This window comes from Niveispirillum fermenti (genome assembly GCF_048066175.1).
In the GTDB taxonomy this organism is placed as follows: domain Bacteria; phylum Pseudomonadota; class Alphaproteobacteria; order Azospirillales; family Azospirillaceae; genus Niveispirillum; species Niveispirillum fermenti.
This window is the reverse complement of sequence record NZ_JBLTXA010000026.1, coordinates 24,057-45,683: the sequence shown is the minus strand read 5'-3', so window position 1 is coordinate 45,683 and position 21,627 is coordinate 24,057. Positions and strand designations below refer to the sequence as shown.

Here is a 21,627-nt window from a genome sequence, read left to right as displayed (position 1 = left end):
CGATCAAAGAAAACCCCGCCAGCGGCCTGCCGGCGGGGTTTTCTGGCACACCAAGGCTTTCCTGCCGGAAGCCCTCATAGCCTGCATCCCGGCGGGCTCGCCCACCGGGATGCAGGCTATCATCAGATGACGGCGCCGGCCTTGATCTTGGCCAGACGGTCGTTCACGGCGTCCCAGCTCACCACGTTCCACCAGGCGGCCAGGTAATCGGCGCGGCGGTTCTGGTACTTCAGGTAATAGGCGTGTTCCCACACGTCATTGCCGAACAGGACCGGTGTGCCGTTGAACAGCGGCGTGTCCTGGTTGGGCTGGGCGACGATGGCCAGCTTGCCGGCGGTGTCGGCCGTGACGAACACCCAGCCGGAGCCGAACTGCTTCGTGCCGGCTTCGTTGAACTTCTTCTTGAAATCCTCGAACGAGCCGAAATCGCGGGTGATGGCCTGCCCCACCTCACCGGTCGGGTCGCCACCGCCGTTCGGCCCCATGATGGACCAGAACATGGAATGGTTGGCGTGGCCGCCGCCATTGTTGCGCACGGCGGTACGGATGCCTTCCGGCAGTTCGCCCAGACGCTTCAGCAGGTCTTCCAGCGACAGGCCCTGCAATTGGCTGTGGTCGGCAAGCGCATTGTTCAGGTTGGTGATGTAGGTCTGATGGTGCTTGCCATGGTGCAGGCCCATGGTCTGTGCGTCGATATGCGGCTCCAGCGCCGCGGTGTCGTATGTCAGTGCCGGCAGGGTGAAGGCCATGGTGATGGCTCCTGTTCTCTCGAAGGGTTGAAGCCGCCCCTGACGCGGGGGCAGCCGGACACGGGGATGAGGAATACGACCGCCAAGGGCACGGGTCAACCCGAACGACCCCTGAATATTCGGTCTACCAACCATATGGAACCGATATGCTTTCCGGCAAAGACAGGAAGGCCTATAAGGCGGCATACCTTTGGATTGGACGAGTATCATGGCGACCCCCGCCTTGTCCGCCTGCGCCGAGGCGGTCCGCAAGCATGACAATGACCGGTTCCTGACCGCGCTGTTCGCCCCCGCCGACCGGCGGGAGGATCTGTTCGCGCTCTATGCCTTCAACCACGAGGTCGCCAAGACCCGAGAGGTGGTGACCGAACCCATGTTGGGCCAAATCCGTCTTCAATGGTGGCGGGAGAGCATCGAAGGAGCATTCCAGGGCGCCCCGCGCCGGCATGAGGTGGTGGAACCGCTGGCCGCCGCCATCGCCCGCCACGATCTTGAACGCCGGCAGTTCGACCTGCTGATCGACGGTCGGGAAGCGGACATGGACGACGAGGCGCCGGCCGACATGGAATGTCTGGTCAATTATGCACAGGTCACGGGTGCCCCCGTGGTGGGGCTGGCCTGCCAGGTGCTGGGCGCCCGCGACCCGGCGGCGATGGAGGCGGCCCGGCTGGTGGGTACCGCCTGGGCGCTGACCGGCATCCTGCGTGCCACGCCCTTCCTGGCGCGGGGACGCCGTTCGCGCCTGCCGATGACGCTGATGATCGATCATGGCGTGACCGAGCCCGCGCTTTTCGAACTGAAACCGGAGCCGGGTCTCGCCAAGGTTGCCGCAGAGGTCGCAGAAAGCGCGCGCGCTCTGCTTGTCCGCGCGCGCGCGTTGCGGCGCGAGGTGCCGAAGGCCGCCCTGCCGGCCCTGTTGCCGGCCATCCTGGCGGATCATTATCTGGGACGGCTGGCCAGGGCCGGCCATGATGTGATGTCTTCCACGCTTCTGCGTCCCACACTGGGCCGTCCCCTGTCGGTGGGGTGGGCCGCAACCGTGGGGCGCTGGTAGGACAGGCGGGCGGGCGCGGGGCTTCCCCCTTTGTAAGCACGCTGCGGCACGAATGACCCGGACCGCCGGGCATGTTATGTCAGGGCCATGATGAACGACGTTGCCGAACAGCCCCACATCCTTGTCGTCGACGATGACACGCGCCTGCGTGAGGCGCTGCGCCGCTATCTGGGCCAGAACGGCTTCCTGGTGACGGCGGCGGCGGATGCGGCGGATGCCCGCGCCCGTCTGGCGGGCCTGGTGTTCGACCTGATCGTGCTGGACGTCATGATGCCGGGGGAAAGCGGGCTGGACCTGTGCCGTCACCTGTCGGCCCAGGGTGATACCCCCATCCTGCTTCTGACCGCCCGTGCGGAGGCGGAGGAGCGCATCCAGGGGCTGGAAGCCGGGGCCGATGATTATCTGGCCAAGCCGTTCGAGCCGCGCGAACTGGTCCTGCGCCTGCACGCCATCCTGCGCCGCCGGGCCCGCCCCGCCCCGGATAGCGGGACGGAGAAAGCCATCCGCCTGGGCCGGTTCCTGTTCGATCCGGCGCGGGAGGAATTGCGGTCGGGGGATGAGGTGGTGCGCCTGACCACGATGGAGGCGGGCCTGCTGCGCGCCCTGGCTGCCGAGCCCGATGTGGTGCTGAGCCGCGAAACGCTGGTGGAAAAGGCGGGGGCGGATGCCGCCAACGCCCGCACGATCGATGTGCAGGTCACCCGCCTGCGCCGCAAGCTGGAGGATGATCCGCGCGAACCGCGTTATCTGCAGACCGTCCGGGGCGAAGGTTACGTGTTGAGGCCTGATTGAGCGAAGCGCTGCGCCGATTTTGGAACCAACGTCCCCGGCCGATGCGGCTGTTGAAGCGCTATGTGCCGGCGACGCTTTTCGCGCGTTCGCTGCTGATCATGATGACGCCCGTCGTGCTGGCCCAGGCCATCGCCACTTTCGTCTTCTATGACCGGCACTGGGATACGATGACGAACCGGCTCGCCAACAGTGTGGCCGGCGAGATCGCCTTCGTCATCGAGCAACTGGGCCGCGACACCGACGAGGTGGCGCAACAACAGACGCTGGCCATGGCGGCCCGCAACACCGACATCCTGTTCACCTGGACGCCGGGGGAGCAGTTGCCCCCGCCCCCGCCGCGCCTGCGCGGCGCGCTGGAGGAGACATTGGGCCAGGCGCTGGACGACCGGGTCCGCCGGCCCTGGCGCATCAACAGCAATGTCGCCCATAAATGGATCGAGATCCGGGTGCAACTGCCCGACGGGGTTCTGTCGGTGCTGTCGCCGGAACGGCGGCTGTACAGCTTCACCAGCTATCTGTTCATCATCTGGATGCTGGGCAGCTCGCTGGTGCTGTTCTCCATCGCCACCTTGTTCATGCGCAACCAGATACGGCCCATCCGCCGGCTGGCCATTGCTGCCGATGCCTTCGGCAAGGGGCGCGACATCCCCGATTTCCGGCCCGAGGGCGCGCTGGAGGTGCGGCAGGCCGCCCATGCCTTCCTTCTGATGCGCGACCGCATCCGGCGCCAGATCGCCCAGCGGACGGAAATGCTGGCCGGCGTCAGCCACGATCTGCGCACCCCCCTGACGCGCATGAAGCTGCAGCTTGCCATGATGCCCGACATGGCGGAGGTGGAGGAATTGAAGGCCGATGTGGCCGAGATGCAGGTGATGATCGACGGCTATCTCTCCTTTGCCCGCGGGGATGGGGAGGAGGAACAGCGCAACATCGACCTGTCGCTGCTGCTGGCCGAGATGGCCAGCAATGCCCGGCGCGAGGGGGCGCGGCTGACGCTGGACCCGATGGTGACACAGGGCGACCCGGTGGTACTGCCCTTGCGGCTTCTGTCGGTGCGGCGCTGCCTGTCCAACCTGATCGGCAATGCCGCGCGCTATGGCCGCCATGTCTGGCTGAGCCTGGAGCGCAAGGGCAGTTTTGTGGAAATCCTCATCGATGATGACGGGCCGGGCATTCCGCAGGAACAGCGCGAGAATGTCTTTCGGCCATTTTACCGGCTGGAGCCGTCGCGCAACCAGAAGACGGGCGGCGTCGGCCTGGGCCTGACCATCGCCCGCGACATTGCGCGCCGGCATGGCGGCGACGTTCTGTTGCGCGACAGCCCGCAGGGTGGCCTGCGCGCCGTGCTGCGACTGCCCCTGTGATGCCCGGCTATATCCCGCTTCCATTCCCGGCTGATCCCCTCTCTGGACGCGGTCCCCCATCCGCCCCTATAAACGGGGGCACAGACTGAACCCCTATCCATCTGGTTTTCCATGCACGATATCCGTTCCATCCGCGACAATCCCGCTGCCTTCGATGCCGGCCTGGCCCGGCGCGGATTGGAACCGCTTTCCTCCCGCATCCTGGAACTGGATCAGGAGCGCCGCGCCTGCCAGACACAGTTCCAGGAATTGCAGGCCCGCCGGAACGAGGCGTCGAAGCTGATCGGCAGCTACAAGAAGGAAGGCAGGGACGCTCAGCCCCTGCTGGACGAGGTCGCCGGCCTGAAGGAGAGCATGCCGCGGATCGAGGAGCGGGAACGCCAGCTTGCCACCGAACTGGACGGCATCCTGGCCGGTATTCCCAACCTGCCGGCCGCCGACGTGCCCGAGGGCAAGGACGAGCATGACAATGTCGAAATCCGCCGCGTCGGCACGCCGGCGGATATCGCCGGCGCGAAGCAGCATTTCGAACTGGGCGAGGCGCTGGGCCTGATGAGCTTCGATGCCGCGGCCAAGCTGTCCGGCGCGCGCTTCACGGTGCTGCGCGGCAAGCTGGCCCGGCTGGAACGGGCGCTGGGCGATTTCATGCTGGACATCCACACGAACGAATACGGGTTCGAGGAGGTGTCGCCGCCGCTGCTGGTGAAGGATGACGCCGCCTTCGGCACCGCCCAGTTGCCGAAATTCGCAGAGGACCTGTTCCAGACCACCAACGGTTTCTGGCTGATCCCCACCGCAGAGGTGCCGCTGACCAATCTGGTCAATGATGCCATCCTGGATGCCGAGGAACTGCCCCTGCGGCTGACGGCCCGCACGCCCTGCTTCCGTTCCGAGGCGGGATCGGCCGGCCGCGACACGCGCGGCATGATCCGCCAGCACCAGTTCTACAAGGTGGAAATGGTTTCCATCACGCGGCCCGACCAGTCGCAGGCCGAGCATGAGCGCATGACGGATGCGGCGGAAACCGTGCTGAAGCGCCTGGGTCTGCCGTTCCGCACCGTCACGCTCTGCACGGGCGACATGGGATTCGCCGCGCAGAAGACCTACGATATCGAGGTCTGGCTGCCGGGGCAGGGGGCCTATCGCGAAATCTCCTCCTGCTCCAACTGCGGGGATTTCCAGGCCCGCCGCATGAAGGGCCGGTTCCGCGCCAGGGGGGAGAAGGCGACGCAGTTCCTGCACACGCTGAACGGGTCGGGCGTGGCGGTCGGTCGCTGCCTGATCGCCGTGCTGGAGAATTACCAGCAGGCCGACGGGTCCATCCTGATCCCCGACGCGCTGGTGCCCTACATGGGCGGGGTGGAGCGGATTTCGGCCCATGGTTGAGCCCTTCGATTTCAGCGATGCCCGCATCCTGATCAGCAATGATGACGGCATCCATGCCCCCGGCCTTGCCGTCCTGGAGAAGATCGCACGCCAACTGACCGATGATGTCTGGGTGGTTGCGCCGGAACTGGAACAGTCGGGGGCCAGTCACAGCCTGACCATGCACCGGCCCCTGCGCCTGCGCGAACTGGGACCCCGGCGGTTCGCCGTCGATGGCACGCCGACCGACTGCGTGCTGCTGGCCATCAACCACCTGCTGGCGGACAAGCGTCCGACCCTGGTCCTGTCCGGCATCAACCATGGCAGCAACCTGGGCGAGGATGTGACCTATTCCGGGACCGTTGCCTGTGCCATGGAGGCGACGCTGCTGGGGGTGCGCGCCATCGCCATGAGCCAGCGCCTGCCCCAGGATGGCCCGCCCAACTGGGCCGTGGCGGAAGCCTATGGCGCCGATGTGGTGCGAAAGATCATGTCGATGGCCGATTGGCCCCGGCTGGTCCTGATGAATGTGAACTATCCCGACCGTGCGGTGGCCGATGTCACGGGTATCCAGGTGGTGCGCCATGGCAACCGCAAGGTCGGGGATGAACTGGACGAGCGGGTCGATCCGCGCGGCCGGCGTTATTTCTGGATTGGCCCCGTGCGGGGGGACGCGGATGTACCCCATGGCACCGATGTGCATGTGGTCAACCATGGCGGCATCGCGGTGACGCCCATCTTCCTGGACCTGACCCATTATGGCTGCCTGGAGGGGCTGAAGGGGGCGTTCGCATGACAAGCGGCGCGGCGCGGAAGATCAGGCTGCTGATGCTCCTGCGCCGCCAGGGGGTGACGGACGTGAATGTGCTGCGGGCGATCGAGCTGGTGCCGCGGGAATTCTTCGTGCCGCGCCCTTTCCGCGATCAGGCCTATGAGGATACGGCGCTGCCCATCGGCAATGGACAGACCATCAGCCAGCCACAGGTTGTGGGCCTGATGACCCAGGCCCTTGAACTGGGCGACCGGCACAAGGTGTTGGAGATCGGAACCGGCAGCGGCTATCAGGCCGCGATCCTGGCCCGGATTGCCCGGCGGGTCTACACGATCGAACGCCATCGCCCGCTGGCGCAGGAGGCCGAACAGCGTTTCACGGCGCTTCGCCTGCACAATATCACGGCGCGGGTCGGCGATGGCATCAAGGGATGGCCGGAGGCCGCCCCGTTCGAGCGGATATTGGTTACCGCCGGTTGCATAGGCAACCCGCCCCCCGATCTTGTGGACCAATTGGCGGTGGGCGGTATTATGGTCATCCCGCTGGGGCCGGATCATCGCGCGTTGAACGTCGTGCGCATCCGGCGCGACGAGACTGGATTGAAGCGAGAGACATTGTGGCCTGTCAGGTTCGTTCCCCTGCTGCCGGAGATCGCTCCGGACCCGGTGTCGGCATGACGGGCCGTCGGCATCGGACATGGTTGCTGGCGGCAATCCTGGCGGGCCTGCCGCTGGCCGGCTGTTCCACCCAGGGGGATTTGCCGACCCCGGCCATGCGCGCCCCCGCCGCGCCCGCCAACAGCATTTTCGTGTCGCGTGGCGATACGCTTTACCGCCTCTCTCAGCAATATGGCGTTCCGCTACGCGACCTGATCGAGGCGAACCGCCTGGCCCCGCCCTATCTTGTCCAGCCCGGTCAGCGTCTGACCCTGCCGGTTCCCCGCACCTATGCCGTGAAGCCCGGCGACACGCTCTATGGCTTGTCGCGGCAATTCCGCGTCGATATGTCGGAAATGGTGCGGATGAATAATATCCAGCCGCCCTATACCCTTCATGTCGGGCAGAATCTGCGGCTGCCGGGGCAGAGCCCCATGCCGGCCGCCCCCGTTGCGGCTCCGCCGCCATCCGTTTCGGCCCCCCCGCCATCCACCACCACGGCCTGGGTTGCCCCGCCACCGCCTGCCCGCAAGCCCGAGCAGCCGCCGGCCACATCCCTTCCTGTCGAACGGTCGCCCCGTCCGGTCGTTACGGCGCCCCCACCGCCCGTTACGACGGCACCGGTTCCCCCCGCCCCGGCACCGGTGACAGGCGCCGGCAGCGCGGCCGGCCGCCGCAGCATCGAGGCGGAGAGCCTGCCCCCGCCCCCCGCCGCCGGTCCGGCAACATCCGTTTCCCCGCCGCCGGCGGCTGCACCGGTCGTGCCCCTGCCTGCCGTGCCCCCGCCTGCCGTGATAGAGGCGCCGCCAACACAGATCGCCGCGGCTCCCACCACGCCGCCGCCCCGTCCCGATACCCCGCCGCCGCGCGCCGGCAGCCGGTTCCTGTGGCCGGTCAAGGGGCCGGTCGTATCGGGTTTCGGGGAGAAGCCGGGCGGCCTGCGCAATGACGGGATCAATATCGGGGCGGCACGCGGCACGGCCGTTGCCGCGGCGGATGCCGGCATCGTCGCTTATGCCGGCAATCAGTTGAAATCCTTCGGTAACCTGGTGCTCATCCGGCATGAGGGCGGCTGGGTCACCGTCTATGCCCATCTGGAGGATGTCGCTGTGGAGCAGGGACAGCGCGTGACGCGCGGGCAGGGGATCGGCACGGTCGGCCAGACCGGCAATGTTCGCTCGCCGCAACTGCATTTCGCCGTGCGCAAGGGCGAACAGGTGCTGAACCCGCTGGATCAGTTGGAACGCTGAAGCGGGGGCTGGCTGATCGGGTGCAGGTGGGGGGCGGTCCGCCCTTTCTTGTACGTCTCAGCCGCGGGGCCGGTATCAGCCCTTTTCGGCAGCGTGACGGATGAACTCGGCAAAGGCGTCGGCGGGCATCGGCCGGGCAAAGAGATAGCCCTGGCCCTCTTCCACCCCCAGCCGTTTCAGGATTTCCCACTGGGCCGGAGTCTCGATGCCTTCTGCGACCACCTTCAGGTCCATGGCCTGGGCCATGGCAACGATGGCTTCCACAATGTGACGGGTGCTCTGGTCCCGCTCCATGTCCATCACGAACTTGCGGTCGACCTTCAGGCAATCCAGCGGCAGTTCGCGCAGATAGGAAAGGGACGAATAGCCCGTGCCGAAATCGTCCAGGGCCAGGGCCACGCCCCGGTCGGCGATCCAGCGCATCTGCTGCAACGCACCTTCCAGGTCGTCGGGCAGGATGGTTTCCGTGATCTCAAGCTGGAGCAGATGTGGCGGAATGCCGCTTTCGGCCAGCAGCACATCGATCAGGGCCGGCAGATGGCCCCAGCGGAATTGCCGTTCCGAGACGTTCACGGCAATCTGGGTGGGGGGATAACCGGCATCCAGCCAATCGCGTATCTGCTTGATCGCCGTGCGCAGCACCCATTCGCCGATGGGTACGATCAGCCCGGTCTCTTCGGCGGTGGGCACGAAGATACCCGGCGCCACCATGCCGCGCCTGGGATGGCGCCAGCGCAGCAGCGCCTCCCCGCCGACGGGCTGTCCGCCCTTGATGGCGACCTTGGGCTGATAATGCAGAAGAAGCTGGTCGTCGCGGATGGCGGCCCGCAACTCATCCTCCAGGTCCAGCCGGTCCTTCAGATCGTCGCGCATCGAGCGCACGAAATGCAGATAATTGGCCGTACCCGATTTCATCGCGCATTCAAGTGCCACACAGGCATTGCGGATCAGGGCAGGCCCATCGGTGGCATCGTTGGGCGACACGGCGACGCCGATCTTTGCCGATACGAAAAGCTGCTGCCCCCCCACGATGATCGGGTCGCCCATTGCATTGGCGATGGCCGATGCCGCGAACAGCGCCTTGCCGGCATGCTCCAGGCCCGGCAGGAACAGCGCGAACTGCGTCTGTGCGAATCGGCAGATCAGGTCGTTGGAACCGCAAATGGGCGTCAGGCGCTTGACCAGCGTGGCCATCGCCTTGTCCAGCGCATCCTGCCCATGGACCCGGAAAAGCTGGGTCATCCGGTCGATCTCGACGACCAGCAGGCCGGCGATCAACTGACCTTCATGGGATTGCAGGATTTCCGTGACGCGGTTTACGAAAGGCCGCATCTCCCACACGCCGGTGACGGCGTCACGGGGGACAGGGTCGGCAGCCAGGATGCCATCCGGCGTCATAATCTGGGGCAATGTCACGACGGCCTAATTCTGTGGTCCCGGCAAAAACTGGATGGATCAACCGGCCAAAGCCGGCTATGCCGCCCCGAACAGGCGACGAAGCACGCATCTTCAGCCACTGGTCCGGCGCTGCACCAGGAGAAGCGCACGCGCTTTCCCAAATGCAAACCCGACAGCACTTGATATGATTGCACAAACCCATCGGACTTGGAACGCATCATTGATGCCACGCGGCATTTTTCACCCCTGTCGAGGGGCGGCCGATCGTTCGTATCTTTTATGTAAATGGGTATTATCTGGGGAAGCCGGTCGATGGATTTCGCGTTTGGAAAGGCACTTGCGGCGTTGACGTCACCGGCCAATCTGCTGCTGCTGTTGGCGTTGGCGGGTGTGCTGGGCATGGGCCGGCGATGGGGGCGGGGGTTGCTGTTCCTGTCGGTGGCCGGCTTCATGACCATTGCGGTGACGCCCTTGGCGACGTGGCTGCTGTTGCCCCTGGAACAGCGTTTCCCGCAGCCTGGCCCGGAGGCGCTGACGGGCATCGATGGCGTCATCGTGCTGGGGGGCGCCATAATGCCGGTGGCCTCTGCCGAGCATGGCAGCCCCCAACTGACGCGCGATGCCGAACGGATGACGGTCCTGCCCGGCCTGATGCGCCAATTGCCGGGAATACCCGTGGTCTTCACCGGGGGCAGCGGTGATCCGCGCCGTCCCGATGCGAGGGAAGCCCCCTTCGCTGCCGCCCTGTTTCGGGACTGGGGGCTCGACGAGGGGCGGCTGTTCTATGAGGGCGCGTCGCGCAACACATGGGAGAATGCCGTGAACAGCCGCCCCCTGGTTGCGGGCGGCCGCTGGCTGCTGGTGACTTCGGCCGCGCACATGCCGCGATCCATGGGCGTCTTCCGGCAGGTGATGCCCGGCGTGACCTTCGTTGCCTTCCCCGTCGGGTATGAGGCGAGCCGGTCGGAGGCCTGGCGTTTCGGGCTCAACCTGTCCCGCAACATCACGGTGATGGAGACGGCCGCCCACGAGTGGCGGGGGTTGCTGGCCTATCGCCTCTCCGGACGGATTGCCACCCTTTTGCCAGCGCCATGAGGCTTGCGGGGGTAAGGGGGCGCATGCCACAAGCGAAGGCAGCGCTGCATCAGGAAAGGCCCCATCGGATATGACGCGACCGTCCCTGAAAATCCGGTTCCGGCACCTGGCGGCCGCCAGCCTTTTGGCCCTGGCCTGGAGCCCGTCAGTCCTGGCTGCCCCGGATTTCCAGCAATGGCTGACCGAATTGCGGGCAGAGGCACGCCGTGAGGGGATAAGCGAGCCCATCATCTCCGCGACCCTGACGGGGGTGGAACCCATCGCCCGCATTCTGGAACTGGATACAAGACAGCCGGAACGGACCGTTACCTTCGACACCTACCTGTCCCGGGCCGTCAATCAGACGCGCATCAACAGGGGGCGGGAAATGATGCGGACCCATCGCGCCCTGCTGGATCGCGTCGCGGCGCATTATGGCGTGCAGCCGCGCTTCATCGTGGCGCTTTGGGGCATGGAGACCGATTTCGGGCGCAACACGGGCGGGTTCAAGGTGGTCGATGCCCTGGCGACGCTTGCCTATGACGGGCGGCGCAGCGCCTTTTTCCGGGGGGAGTTGCTGAAGGCGCTGACCATCCTGGAGCAGGGCCATATCGCACCGGAGGACATGAAGGGATCCTGGGCCGGGGCCATGGGCCAGTGCCAGTTCATGCCCAGCAGCTTCCTGAGCTATGCCCAGGATTTCGACGGTGATGGCCGGCGCGACATCTGGGGCACGCATGCCGATGTCTTCGCGTCGGCGGCCAATTACCTGCGCACTGTGGGATGGAATGCCAACCAGACCTGGGGCCGCGCCGTGCGCCTGCCCAAGGGGGCCGATTCGGCCGCCTGGACCGGTTGGGACAAGCCGCAGCCCCTGTCCGTCTGGTCCCGGCGCGGCGTGCGCAACGCCGATGGCGGACCGCTGCCGCGCGCGGACATGGAGGCTTGGCTGGTCACACCGGATGGGGCGAAAGGCCGGGCCTTCCTGGTCTATGGCAATTACCGCACCATCATGAACTGGAACCGGTCGACCTACTTCGCCACTGCGGTCGGAATTCTTGCCGACCATATTGGCGCGGGCAAATGAGTTGATGTAGGCTGCGGCCACAATCGGTTGGGGTAGGGAAGTATGGCGCGGGCAAATCTTGTTAGAATGGCGGTCCTGGGTCTTGGTATCGCCGGCCTGTCCGGCTGTGCGTCCGCTCCCCCGCCGCCAGCCCCGGCGCCGGCCGCTCCCGCCGCGCCTCAGCAGCCGGCTGCCATCCCCGGCGGCAGCTACAAGGTGGGCAACCCCTATCAGATCAGCGGCGTGTGGTATTATCCGCGCGTCGATTACGGCTACAACGAAACGGGCATCGCCAGTTGGTATGGTCCGGGCTTCCATGCCAAGGTCACGGCCAATGGCGAATTGTATAACGAGAACGAACTGACGGCTGCGCACCAGACGCTGCCAATGCCCAGTCTGGTGCGCGTCACCAACCTGGAGAATGGCCGGTCCATCGTCGTGCGCATCAATGACCGTGGTCCGTTCGTGTCGGGGCGCATCATCGACATGTCGCGGCGCGGTGCCCAGCTTCTGGGCTTCGACCAGCAAGGCACGGCCAAGGTGCGGGTGGAGGTGCTGGCCGATGAAAGCCGTGCCATCGCCGCGGCGGCCATGAATGCCGGCACCCAGGTTGCGGGGTCGCCCGATGGCGGCCCGGTGCCGCAGGCCGCACCACGCCCGTCGGTTACCGTTGAAGGCGTGCCGCCGCCGGCAAGCCCGCCGCCGGCCCGTACCGTGGCACCGCCGACGACGCTGGCCGGCAGCACCTCGCCCGACGGCCGGTTCCTTCCGGCACCCGTGGTGCAGCAACAGGCATTACCCGCCCGGCCCGGCCGCATCTATGTCCAGGCCGGTGCCTTCACGAACTATGACAATGCCAGCCGTCTGCGGGCGAAGTTGAGTTCCATCGCACCGACAGCCGTTTCCGACGCCACGGTCAACGGCCAGCAATTCTATCGCGTGCGGCTGGGCCCGTTCGATCAGGTGGAGCGCGCCGACGCCGTGCTGGCCCAGGTTCTGCAGGTCGGCACCAGCGAGGCGCGCATTCTCATCGACTGACGGCTTGCCCATCGGAGCGTGATGCCGCGCCGGATCCCCGTGTCGGCAAAGGTTGCATTGGCCCCCGCCGCCCTGGAAGAATGGCGATGGTGAGTGTGCCGCTGGTCGCCGGGGCCTTGTTCCCCGTCTGTCCCGTTACTGTAAAGGATTGATTGCTGACATGGATATTCGGATCGCACATCGGATGAAGGGTGCCGCCCGTCGCCTGACGGCGGCCCTGCTGTTCACCGTGGCGGCGCTGCCCGCGACGGCGGCCGATCTGGAGACCATCGCCGCCCAGGCGATCCTGGTCGATGCCGAGACGAATACCGTCCTGTTCGAGAAGAGCGCGGACGACCGGATGCCGACATCTTCCATGTCGAAGGTGGCCACCGCCTACATGGTGTTCGAGCGGCTGAAGGAAGGCCGCCTGTCGCTGGACGACACGTTCCCCGTATCAGAGCGCGCCTGGCGCGTGCAGGGGTCCAAGATGTTCGTCGAACTGGGTAACAGCATCCGGGTGGAGGATCTGATCCGCGGTGTCATCATCCAATCCGGCAATGACGCCTGCGTCGTGCTGGCCGAGGGCCTGTCGGGCACGGAGCCGGCTTTTGCCACGGCGATGACGAAGCGGATGAAGGAAATCGGCCTTCACGGCACCAACCTGATGAATGCATCCGGCTGGCCCGATCCGGACCATTATTCCACGGCCCGGGATCTTTCCCTTCTGGCCCGGCACCTGATCCGCGACTTTCCAGAATTCTACCATTATTATGCGGAAACTGAATTCACCTACCACAACATCAAGCAGGGCAACCGAAATCCCCTTCTTTACCGCAACATGGGTGTGGATGGGATCAAGACGGGGCACACGGAAGCCGCCGGCTATGGCCTGATCGCAAGTGGCGAGCGTGATGGCCGCCGGCTTGTCCTGGTCGTGAATGGTCTGCCGAACATGCAGGCCCGCGCCGATGAAAGTGCGCGGCTGCTGGAATGGGGTTGGCGGGAGTTCGACAATTTCACCCTGTTCAAGGCCGGGGAGACGGTGGACAATCTGCCTGTCTGGCTGGGCACGAGCGAAACCGTGCCCGTGGTCATTCAGGATCAGGTCAAGATCACCATGACCCACGAGCAGCGCCAGAAGATGAAGGTGGCCGTGCTGGCCAATGCGCCCATCCCGGCGCCCGTGGCCAAGGGTGCGCCGGTGGCGACCCTGGTGATCTCCGCGCCCGGCATGCAGAACGTGGAACTCCCCCTTCTGGCGGCCGTGGATGTGGAGGAGAAGGGTCTCTTCGGGCGTGTCGGCGCCGCCTTGTCGAGCATGTTCGGCGGCGGCGCCCCGGCCGCCCCGACGCAGCCATGACCCCCCCGGCGCGCGGGCGCTTCATCACCCTGGAAGGCGGGGAAGGGGCGGGAAAATCCACCCAGATCCGCCTTCTGGCCGATGCGCTGCGCGGGATCGGGATCGATGTTGTGACCACGCGCGAACCGGGCGGATCGCAGGGCGCGGAGGCTGTCCGCAACCTGCTGGTCAATGGTGACCCCGGCCGCTGGCTGCCCGTCAGCGAGGCTTTGCTGTTGTCTGCCGCCCGGCATGACCATGTTGCCCGCACCATACGCCCGGCGCTGGAGGTGGGGAGGTGGGTGCTGTGCGACCGTTTTGCCGACAGCACCATGGCCTACCAGGGTTACGGCCATGGCATGGACCGCGGCGTGCTGGACAGGCTGCGTGACATTGCCATAGGCGACACGGTGCCCGACCTGACCCTGATCCTGGATATCGATCCCGACCAGGGGCTGGCCCGGGCAGCGGCGCGGCGCGGCGGCGAGGACCGGTATGAACGCATGCAGGTGGATTTCCATCGACGCCTGCGCGACGGCTATCGTGCCATTGCGGCGGCCGACCCTGTCCGCTGCGCCGTCATCGATGCCAGCGCAGGGATCGACACCATCCAGGGCCATATCCGTGCCACGCTGGCATTACGGCTGGGGGTGGTGTGGTGAGCGGGGGTGGTTTCGACCCGGAGGTATTCAACCCCCGTCGCAATAACTTTCTGGAAGGCCACGCAACAGCAGAGAAATTACTGCTGGACAGTTGGAATTCCGGCCGTATGCATCATGCTTGGCTGATCGGCGGGCCACCCGGTATCGGCAAGGCGACGCTGGCCTTCCGCATGGCGCGTTTCGTGCTGACCAGGGGGCTGCCGGGAGAGCAGGAGATGGGGTTGTTCGGCCCTCCACCGGACCCGACCAGCCTGACTGTCGATCCGGAAGGGCCTGTCAGCCACCGCGTTGCATCCGGCGGCCATGCCGATCTGCTGACCATCCAGCGCACATGGGATGAAAAGCGCCGGCGCTTCAAGCGTGATCTGGCCGTGGAGGAGGTGCGCAAGATCGCCCCTTTCCTGCGCCTGACCTCGGCGGAGGGCGGGTGGCGGGTCGTCATCGTCGATGGTGCCGACCAATTGAACAGCAGTGGCCAGAATGCCATTCTGAAAATACTTGAGGAACCACCTTCCAAGACATTGATCTTACTGGTTGCGGACAATGTCGGTGCCTTGCTGCCGACCATCCGGTCTCGCACGCGCAAGCTGGCGCTGGAGCCGTTGACGGAGGCGCAGGTGCGCTCCCTGCTGTTCCGTTACCTGCCGGATCTGGACGATGCGGAACGCACGGCCCTGGCGCGTCTGGCGGAGGGCAGCATCGGCCGCGCCATCGAGTTGCACACAGCCGGGGGGCTGGACCTGTATAAGGCCATGCTGGGTGTGTTCGACAGCCTGCCGCGTCTGGACGTCCTGGGTGCCTATGCCTTTGCCGACGCCACGCTGCGCGGCGGGAACGAGGAAGCGAACTGGATTGCCGTCACCGAACTGATCGGCTGGTGGCTGGGCCGCATTGCCCGCGCTGCCGCGCGCGGCACCATCCCGGCCGAAGTGGTGCCGGGGGAAGCCGCCCTTGTCCATCGCCTGATGCAGGGGAGCCACCGGGCCGGTGCCCTTGATCGGTGGGTGGAGGTGTGGGAGAACACCAACCATATGTTTGCCAAGGCGGAATCCGCCAATCTCGACCGCCGGCAGACGCTGATGTCCGCGCTGGCGCGGATCGAGGCGGCTGCCGGCTGATACCAACCGTTCCGTTGCTGCGGAGAAATCTCATGTCCGGGCGCCCGCCCTACTACATCACCACGCCGATCTATTACGTGAATGATGCGCCGCATGTCGGCCACGCCTACACGACGATCGCTTGCGACGTGATGGCCCGCTTCAAGCGGCTGGATGGTTTCGACGTCAAGTTTCTGACCGGCACGGACGAGCATGGCCAGAAAGTGCAGAAATCTGCCGAGAATTTCGGCACGACGCCACAGGCGCTTGCTGATAAGAATTCCCAGAATTTCAGGGACTTGGCGAAACTTCTTAATATCAGCAATGATGACTTCATCCGCACGACGGAACCGCGCCACATTCGCTCGGCGCAGGCCATCTGGCAGAAACTGGTCGAAAACGGCGCCATCTATCTGGGCAGCTATAATGGCTGGTATTCCGTTCGCGACGAAGCTTACTACGGCGAGGACGAACTGAGCGAGCGCGACGGACAGCGCTTCGCCCCGACCGGGGCGCCTGTGGAATGGGTGGAGGAACCCAGCTACTTCTTCCGTCTGTCGGACTATACCGACAAGCTGATGAAGCTCTATGAGGAGCAGCCGCAGTTCATCATGCCGTCTGGCAAGCGGTCGGAGGTCATGGCTTTCGTGAAGCGAGGCCTGAAGGACCTGTCGATCAGCCGCACGACCTTCGACTGGGGGATCAAGGTTCCCGGTGACGAAAAGCATGTCATGTATGTCTGGCTGGATGCGCTGGTGAATTACGTCACTGCCATCGGCTACCCGGACACGGACAATCCCGCCTTCAAGACCTGGTGGCCGGCCGATCTGCACATGGTCGGCAAGGATATCCTGCGCTTCCATACCGTCTATTGGCCCGCCTTCCTGATGGCCGCCGGCCTGCCGCTGCCCAAGCGTGTCTTCGCCCATGGCTGGTGGACCGTGGAGGGGGAGAAGATGTCCAAGTCGCTGGGCAATGTCGTGAAGCCTGGCGACCTGCTGGAAACCTATGGTCTGGACCAGACCCGCTACTTCCTGCTGCGGGAAATCCCGTTCGGCAATGATGGCGACTTCTCCAAGCGCGCGATGGTGCAGCGGATCAATGGCGAATTGGCCAATGATTACGGTAATTTGTGCCAACGTGTTCTGTCGATGATCCAGAAATACCACGAGGGCAGGGTGCCGGTGCCCGATGCCCTGACGGATGCGGATCGTTCCCTTCTGGGTGCCGCCGCCGGCATGCTGGATGCCGTGCGTTCCGAGCTGGACGTGCAGGCCTTCAACAAGGCGTTGGATGCCGTGTGGCGTGTCGTCGGCGATGCCAACCGCTATGTCGACGAGATGGCGCCCTGGACCTTGCGCAAGACGGATCAGACGCGCCTGGGCACGGTGCTGTACAATCTGGCAGAGGTCATCCGCCAACTGGCGATCCTGACCCAGCCCTTCATGCCTGATGCCAGCAACCGTATCCTGGATCAGTTGGTCGTCCCCGCTGATCAGCGGGGCTTCGGCGATCTGGGCGCCCACCCGCTGGTGCCCGGCACGCTGCTGCCGGCCCCGGCCCCGGCCTTCCCGCGCCTTGTGGTGCCGGAGGAGGGGAAATGATGCTGGTCGACAGCCATTGCCATCTGGACTTTCCGGACTTCGCGCCCGAGCGCGATGCCGTGGTGCAGCGGGCCCGTGATGCCGGCGTTGGGCTGATGCTGACCATCTGTACCCATATCAGCCGGTTCGGCCAGGTGCATGACGTGGCCATGGCCTATGACGACGTCTATTGCACCCTGGGTGTCCACCCGCACAATGCGGAGGAGGAGTTTGCGCTTTGCGACGAGGCGGAGCTGCTTCGCCTGGCGCAGCGGCCGAAGGTCGTCGGCATCGGGGAGACGGGGCTGGATTATTTCTATGACAAGTCGCCCCGCGATGTTCAGCAGGAAAGCTTCCGCCGGCATATCCGGGTCTGCCTGGAAACCGACCTGCCCATCATCGTTCATACCCGCGACGCGGACGAAGATACGATCCGCATCCTGAAGGAAGAAGGTCAGGGGCGGTTGCGCGGCCTGCTGCACTGCTTCAGCAGCAGCCGGCAACTGGCTGAACAAGCTTTGGAAATCGGCTTTTACATTTCCCTGTCCGGTATCGTGACCTTCAAGAAGTCGGAGGATCTGCGGGAAACCGCGGCAATCGTCCCCATGGATCGGCTGCTGGTGGAAACCGATGCGCCCTATCTGGCGCCCGTGCCCATGCGGGGCAAGCGAAACGAGCCCGCGTTCGTGGCCCATACGGCCCGGCATCTGGCCGCCGTGAAGGGGGTTGATGCAGCCGTGATGGCCCAGGTGTCGACCGGCAATTTCTTGCGCCTTTTCAACAAGGTGCCCCAATCAGCGGTGAAGGCGGCCTAAGCGATTGGACCTGCGTGTCACGATATTGGGTTGCGGCGGTTCCGGCGGGGTGCCGCTGGTCGGCAATGTCTGGGGCGATGCCGATCCGGCTGAACCGCGCAACCGCCGCCGCCGCCCGTCCATCCTGGTCCAGAACCACGACACGACCATCCTGGTCGATACCGGTCCCGATATGCGGGAGCAGTTGAATGATGCCGGCGTTTCCCGGCTGGACGGGGTGCTGTACACCCATGCTCATGCCGACCATGCGCATGGTATCGATGATCTGCGCGCCGTGAACTGGCTGCAGAATGCACCGGTCCATCTTTATGGTGACGCCGCGACGATGGAAATCCTGACCCGGCGGTTCGATTACTGCTTCGATCCGGTGCCGGCAAAGCCGCCGCACTATCCGCGCCCCGTGCTGGTGCCGAACATCATCAATGGGCCCTTATCCATTGGTTCCATTGATATTCTTCCCTTCTCTCAGGATCACGGCTATTCCCGGAGCTTAGGATTCCGCTTCGGGCCCATCGGTTATTCCACCGACGTGGTGCATCTGGATGACACGGCTTTCGCTGTCCTGGAGGGGGTAGATACCTGGATCGTTGACTGCGTGCGGCTGGCGCCCCCACATCCGGTCCACGCGCATTGGGAGATCACGCGCGGTTGGATCGAACGATTGCGCCCGCGTCGCGCCATTCTGACCCATATGAACCAGACGATGGACTATGCCACGCTGCGCACCCTGTTGCCGGCGGGCGTGGAACCGGGCCATGATGGAATGGTCATCGTGCCGGGCGGGCGGGGGGATTGACGTTTCCGGACAGTATCGGCCTATAAATTATTGTTCTGAAAGGACATTGAAATGGGATCGATACGCACCGCACTCGTCGGGTTCGGGTATGCCGGGCAGACCTTCCATGCCCCGTTGATCGCCGCGACGGCCGGTTTGGAACTGGCCGCCATCGTGTCGGGAAACCCGGCAAAGGTGGCACCGTACTGGCCCAGGGTTCCCGTCAGGGCGCAGATTGGCGAGGTGCTGGCCGATCCCACCATCGATCTGGTTGTCATCGCCACGCCGAACAGCCTTCATGCCGAACAGGCAAGCTTGGCGCTGGCCGCCGGCAAGCATGTTGTCGTGGACAAGCCGTTCACCGTAGCGCTGGCCGATGCACAGGCCCTGGAACGACAGGCGGGCGCCAGCGGCCGGGTGCTTTCAATTTTCCATAATCGTCGGTGGGACGCGGATTTTCTCGCCCTGTCGGCACTGATCCGGCAGGGTGCCCTGGGCCGGGTGACACAGTTTGAAAGCCATTTCGACCGGTTCCGGTCCGAACGGCGTGATCGTTGGCGGGAACGGGCCGATGTGGCGGGCGCCGGCCTCTGGTACGATCTGGGATCGCACCTGTTGGACCAGGCCTTGTTCCTGTTCGGGCTGCCACTTTCCATCTTCGTCGACATCGCGACCCAGCGCGCGGGCGATGGGGCCGCGGATTATTTTCATGCCTTGATGCGCTATCCTGATGGCTTGCGCATCATTCTGCACGGCAGCATGCTGATCCCCGACAGCGGGCTGCGCTTTGCCGTGCATGGCGATGGCGGCAGCTTCATCAAACATGGGTTGGACCGGCAGGAAGACCAGTTGAAGGCGGGGCTTCCGCCCGGGTGTGACGATTGGGGCGTCGATCCCCTGCCGGCCTGTTTGACACGCCCGGCACCGGATGGTCTGCGGTCCGGTCCGCATGCGGGGCCGGCTGGCGATTATCGCCGGTACTATGCCGGGGTGCGCGACGCGATAACGGGCGACGGCCCCAACCCGGTAACCGCCGCGGAAGCCATCCAGGTCATGCAGCTTCTGGCGCTGGGGATCGAAAGTGCCGGGCAACGGCGGGAAATCGACCTGTCGGAACCGGTCTGAGCAGATAATGCCCGTCATCCGATGGGCACCACCATGGGGTTGTCCACCCCCTCGGCATGCCATTCGGCGATGATGCCGCCATCGTCGCGTCCGGTCAGCGTCAGATAGTTGCGGGCAGCCAGCAGGCAGCGGTCGGTGCCGGGCATGGGCAGCATGGACAGGTGCAGCCGGTCGAACAGGTCCTCCTGCTTGCGCGTGAGCCTTTCCATCATCTCCACCGCCAGCATGGCAGGCGGCGGATGCACGATGCCTGAACTGACCAATTGATGGATATCGACACCGGGTCCGGTAAGCTGACCGTGCGCCGCCAGATGCACCTCCCCCGACAGGATCGTGACGCGGGTCTCTGTCCGGCCGGCGAAATCGACCAGATGGCGCAGCATGGTCTGCCATTGTGCGTGGTGTGCCGGGCTGCGCCATTGGTCGCGGAGATCATCCTCCATCGCCTGGCGGCCGGGCAGCAGGTTCAGCAGCCGCTCTGCCAGCGCGAAGCTGGGGAACAGCAGCGGCACGCTCGACATGACCAGAAGGTGGGCGCAGGGTGCGAAATCCGCCAGCCATTCCGGCAGCTTGTCGAGGGTAGCCGGGTCCATCACGCGGTCCAGCCGCCGCTCGCTGCGCAGGTCGGGGGCAAAGATGCCGATGCCGTTCAGGCGCATGCCCAGGGTGAAGGAGGGCGGCTGGTCGGAAAGCAGCGTGTCGGCCGGGTCGTCGTCGGTCATGCCGATCTGGAACAGCCGGAAGGCCCGGCGGGCCGCGGCATAGATGGCCTTATAAACGGGACTGTCCAGCATCTCCGCCGGGTGGGAGCCCCAGCCATCGATGATGTCATGGTCGTCCCACATGCGAAGGCCGGGGACAGAGGCCAGCATGGCCGCTGTTTCCGGCTGGTTCCAGCCGTGGCGGTAGCTGGCGATGAACCAGGCGTCGAGCTGCCGTTCCAAATCCGGCTCGGCGATGGCAGCCGACCGTTTCATCGGCTTCAGTTCGGTGGCGGGACGCAGGGCGGGCACCCGTTCCCACAAACCGTCGGCATAGATCTGGTCGCCCCCCATCAGCATCAGGTGCTGCGGCGTGGCGCGATGACGGCTCAACAGCCGGGCCCAAAGGCTGTTGCGCTTCAGGCCCGCCTCTTCGATATGCGCTTCATCCTCGCAGCCGCCGCAGGCCGTGTAGGCGATGCGGGGCGGGATGGCGATGCCCGGTACGCAGACCTGCCAGCGCCGTTCATCCCCTGTGAAGCCATAGGCGATGCGTCCATCCTGCAATCCGCGCGGCACGGCGAAATCATAACGCCACAGGCGCAGCAGACCGCCGGGACAGGGCTCCCCCACCGGGCCGACGGGGGGCAGGTCGCGCCATTCCTGCATGAAACGCGGGGGAACAGGCAGGCTGACGCCCGCCACCTGCAGGTCCGGCGGCTCCTGTTCTCCCCCCAGCAGGAAGACGGCGGACAGGCGCCAGCGTGGTCCTGACCCCGTCGGCCCCTGTGCGCCGCGGGCATGCAGGATGGGGCCGAGCAGAATTTGGGGCGGGGCCACTTTCTGCCGGGGTCTGGACTTGCGTCTGGCAATGGATCGGTCGGTCATCGGGGGATGGTAAGTGTTTTGCCTGTCCTGCCGCAATTTCCGGAAACGCCTATGCCGTCCGGGGTGGAGGAATAGCCGGAAC

General features: G+C 65.4%; 20 protein-coding genes. 17 read left to right on the top strand and 3 right to left on the bottom strand.

Translation table 11 applies throughout. The annotated features are described in order from the left end of the window. Positions 1-122 precede the first annotated feature (122 nt). Positions 123-749 carry a superoxide dismutase gene (locus ACM9LZ_RS19715; protein WP_416621228.1) on the bottom strand — a complete coding sequence of 209 codons (627 nt, stop codon included), beginning with the start codon at positions 747-749 and terminating at the stop codon, positions 123-125. 208 nt (positions 750-957) lie between these two features. On the opposite strand from ACM9LZ_RS19715, the gene ACM9LZ_RS19710 reads away from it, so the two are divergent. The 7 genes from ACM9LZ_RS19710 to ACM9LZ_RS19680 all read left to right on the top strand — a co-directional run bounded on the left by ACM9LZ_RS19710 (position 958) and on the right by ACM9LZ_RS19680 (position 8,002). Then, positions 958-1,803, top strand: coding sequence for a phytoene/squalene synthase family protein (locus tag ACM9LZ_RS19710; RefSeq protein WP_416621227.1), 846 nt, complete (start codon positions 958-960; stop codon positions 1,801-1,803). Between the two features lie 87 nt (positions 1,804-1,890). Then, a complete protein-coding gene (locus ACM9LZ_RS19705) occupies positions 1,891-2,595 on the top strand; it encodes a response regulator (RefSeq protein ID WP_416621226.1) in 705 nt (234 codons plus the stop codon). A 41-nt stretch (positions 2,596-2,636) separates the two neighbouring features. Further along, a complete protein-coding gene (locus ACM9LZ_RS19700; RefSeq protein ID WP_416621225.1) occupies positions 2,637-3,959 on the top strand; it encodes an ATP-binding protein in 1,323 nt (440 codons plus the stop codon). A 111-nt stretch (positions 3,960-4,070) separates the two neighbouring features. After that, entirely contained in the window at positions 4,071-5,345 is a 1,275-nt protein-coding gene (gene serS / locus ACM9LZ_RS19695; RefSeq protein ID WP_416621224.1) for a serine--tRNA ligase, read from the top strand. Further along, positions 5,338-6,120 (top strand): 5'/3'-nucleotidase SurE, encoded by a 783-nt coding sequence (surE, locus tag ACM9LZ_RS19690; protein WP_416621223.1) that lies wholly within the window; start codon positions 5,338-5,340, stop codon positions 6,118-6,120. The genes serS and surE overlap by 8 nt, the downstream gene beginning before the upstream one ends. Further along, positions 6,117-6,773, top strand: coding sequence for a protein-L-isoaspartate(D-aspartate) O-methyltransferase (locus ACM9LZ_RS19685; RefSeq protein ID WP_416621222.1), 657 nt, complete (start codon positions 6,117-6,119; stop codon positions 6,771-6,773). The genes surE and ACM9LZ_RS19685 overlap by 4 nt, the downstream gene beginning before the upstream one ends. Continuing rightward, positions 6,770-8,002 carry a peptidoglycan DD-metalloendopeptidase family protein gene (locus tag ACM9LZ_RS19680; protein ID WP_416621221.1) on the top strand — a complete coding sequence of 411 codons (1,233 nt, stop codon included), beginning with the start codon at positions 6,770-6,772 and terminating at the stop codon, positions 8,000-8,002. Before ACM9LZ_RS19685 ends, ACM9LZ_RS19680 begins: the two co-directional genes overlap by 4 nt. A gap of 75 nt (positions 8,003-8,077) precedes the next feature. On the opposite strand, the gene ACM9LZ_RS19675 is transcribed toward ACM9LZ_RS19680, so the two are convergent. Beyond that, a complete protein-coding gene (locus tag ACM9LZ_RS19675) occupies positions 8,078-9,418 on the bottom strand; it encodes a putative bifunctional diguanylate cyclase/phosphodiesterase (RefSeq protein ID WP_416621220.1) in 1,341 nt (446 codons plus the stop codon). A gap of 294 nt (positions 9,419-9,712) precedes the next feature. Between ACM9LZ_RS19675 and ACM9LZ_RS19670 the strand changes: the two genes are divergently transcribed. The 10 genes from ACM9LZ_RS19670 to ACM9LZ_RS19625 all read left to right on the top strand — a co-directional run bounded on the left by ACM9LZ_RS19670 (position 9,713) and on the right by ACM9LZ_RS19625 (position 19,956). Next, positions 9,713-10,495: a YdcF family protein gene (locus tag ACM9LZ_RS19670; RefSeq protein ID WP_416621219.1), complete on the top strand. Its 783-nt coding sequence runs from the start codon at positions 9,713-9,715 to the stop codon at positions 10,493-10,495. Positions 10,496-10,565: 70 nt separating this feature from the next. Further along, a complete protein-coding gene (locus ACM9LZ_RS19665; RefSeq protein WP_416621218.1) occupies positions 10,566-11,561 on the top strand; it encodes a lytic murein transglycosylase in 996 nt (331 codons plus the stop codon). A gap of 66 nt (positions 11,562-11,627) precedes the next feature. Next, positions 11,628-12,578: a septal ring lytic transglycosylase RlpA family protein gene (locus ACM9LZ_RS19660; RefSeq protein WP_416621217.1), complete on the top strand. Its 951-nt coding sequence runs from the start codon at positions 11,628-11,630 to the stop codon at positions 12,576-12,578. Positions 12,579-12,738: 160 nt separating this feature from the next. Continuing rightward, a complete protein-coding gene (locus tag ACM9LZ_RS19655; RefSeq protein WP_416621216.1) occupies positions 12,739-13,920 on the top strand; it encodes a D-alanyl-D-alanine carboxypeptidase family protein in 1,182 nt (393 codons plus the stop codon). Then, entirely contained in the window at positions 13,917-14,561 is a 645-nt protein-coding gene (tmk, locus tag ACM9LZ_RS19650; protein ID WP_416621215.1) for a dTMP kinase, read from the top strand. The genes ACM9LZ_RS19655 and tmk overlap by 4 nt, the downstream gene beginning before the upstream one ends. Beyond that, positions 14,555-15,679, top strand: coding sequence for a DNA polymerase III subunit delta' (locus ACM9LZ_RS19645; protein WP_416621214.1), 1,125 nt, complete (start codon positions 14,555-14,557; stop codon positions 15,677-15,679). The genes tmk and ACM9LZ_RS19645 overlap by 7 nt, the downstream gene beginning before the upstream one ends. A gap of 32 nt (positions 15,680-15,711) precedes the next feature. Then, positions 15,712-17,262 (top strand): methionine--tRNA ligase, encoded by a 1,551-nt coding sequence (gene metG / locus ACM9LZ_RS19640; RefSeq protein WP_416621213.1) that lies wholly within the window; start codon positions 15,712-15,714, stop codon positions 17,260-17,262. Beyond that, on the top strand, positions 17,262-18,056 hold the full coding sequence (locus ACM9LZ_RS19635; protein WP_416621246.1) for a TatD family hydrolase: 795 nt from the start codon (positions 17,262-17,264) through the stop codon (positions 18,054-18,056). Before metG ends, ACM9LZ_RS19635 begins: the two co-directional genes overlap by 1 nt. A gap of 4 nt (positions 18,057-18,060) precedes the next feature. After that, positions 18,061-18,852 carry an MBL fold metallo-hydrolase gene (locus ACM9LZ_RS19630; protein ID WP_416621212.1) on the top strand — a complete coding sequence of 264 codons (792 nt, stop codon included), beginning with the start codon at positions 18,061-18,063 and terminating at the stop codon, positions 18,850-18,852. Positions 18,853-18,903: 51 nt separating this feature from the next. Then, positions 18,904-19,956, top strand: a complete 1,053-nt coding sequence (locus ACM9LZ_RS19625; RefSeq protein ID WP_416621211.1) for an oxidoreductase — start codon at positions 18,904-18,906, stop codon at positions 19,954-19,956. A 14-nt stretch (positions 19,957-19,970) separates the two neighbouring features. Here ACM9LZ_RS19625 and ACM9LZ_RS19620 read toward each other — a convergent pair whose 3' ends face one another. Next, positions 19,971-21,497: an alkaline phosphatase D family protein gene (locus tag ACM9LZ_RS19620; protein WP_416621210.1), complete on the bottom strand. Its 1,527-nt coding sequence runs from the start codon at positions 21,495-21,497 to the stop codon at positions 19,971-19,973. Positions 21,498-21,627 lie beyond the last annotated feature (130 nt).

Coding starts and splice junctions, on each gene's coding strand:
- serS (WP_416621224.1), top strand. CDS start 4,071: ATGCACGATATCCGTTCCATCCGCGACAATCCCGCTGCCTTCGATGCC.
- ACM9LZ_RS19715 (WP_416621228.1), bottom strand. CDS start 749: ATGGCCTTCACCCTGCCGGCACTGACATACGACACCGCGGCGCTGGAG.
- ACM9LZ_RS19685 (WP_416621222.1), top strand. CDS start 6,117: ATGACAAGCGGCGCGGCGCGGAAGATCAGGCTGCTGATGCTCCTGCGC.
- ACM9LZ_RS19670 (WP_416621219.1), top strand. CDS start 9,713: ATGGATTTCGCGTTTGGAAAGGCACTTGCGGCGTTGACGTCACCGGCC.
- ACM9LZ_RS19655 (WP_416621216.1), top strand. CDS start 12,739: ATGGATATTCGGATCGCACATCGGATGAAGGGTGCCGCCCGTCGCCTG.
- ACM9LZ_RS19700 (WP_416621225.1), top strand. CDS start 2,637: ATGCGGCTGTTGAAGCGCTATGTGCCGGCGACGCTTTTCGCGCGTTCG.
- tmk (WP_416621215.1), top strand. CDS start 13,917: ATGACCCCCCCGGCGCGCGGGCGCTTCATCACCCTGGAAGGCGGGGAA.
- ACM9LZ_RS19680 (WP_416621221.1), top strand. CDS start 6,770: ATGACGGGCCGTCGGCATCGGACATGGTTGCTGGCGGCAATCCTGGCG.
- ACM9LZ_RS19705 (WP_416621226.1), top strand. CDS start 1,891: ATGATGAACGACGTTGCCGAACAGCCCCACATCCTTGTCGTCGACGAT.
- ACM9LZ_RS19635 (WP_416621246.1), top strand. CDS start 17,262: ATGCTGGTCGACAGCCATTGCCATCTGGACTTTCCGGACTTCGCGCCC.
- ACM9LZ_RS19660 (WP_416621217.1), top strand. CDS start 11,628: ATGGCGGTCCTGGGTCTTGGTATCGCCGGCCTGTCCGGCTGTGCGTCC.
- ACM9LZ_RS19710 (WP_416621227.1), top strand. CDS start 958: ATGGCGACCCCCGCCTTGTCCGCCTGCGCCGAGGCGGTCCGCAAGCAT.
- ACM9LZ_RS19665 (WP_416621218.1), top strand. CDS start 10,566: ATGACGCGACCGTCCCTGAAAATCCGGTTCCGGCACCTGGCGGCCGCC.
- ACM9LZ_RS19625 (WP_416621211.1), top strand. CDS start 18,904: ATGGGATCGATACGCACCGCACTCGTCGGGTTCGGGTATGCCGGGCAG.
- metG (WP_416621213.1), top strand. CDS start 15,712: ATGTCCGGGCGCCCGCCCTACTACATCACCACGCCGATCTATTACGTG.
- surE (WP_416621223.1), top strand. CDS start 5,338: ATGGTTGAGCCCTTCGATTTCAGCGATGCCCGCATCCTGATCAGCAAT.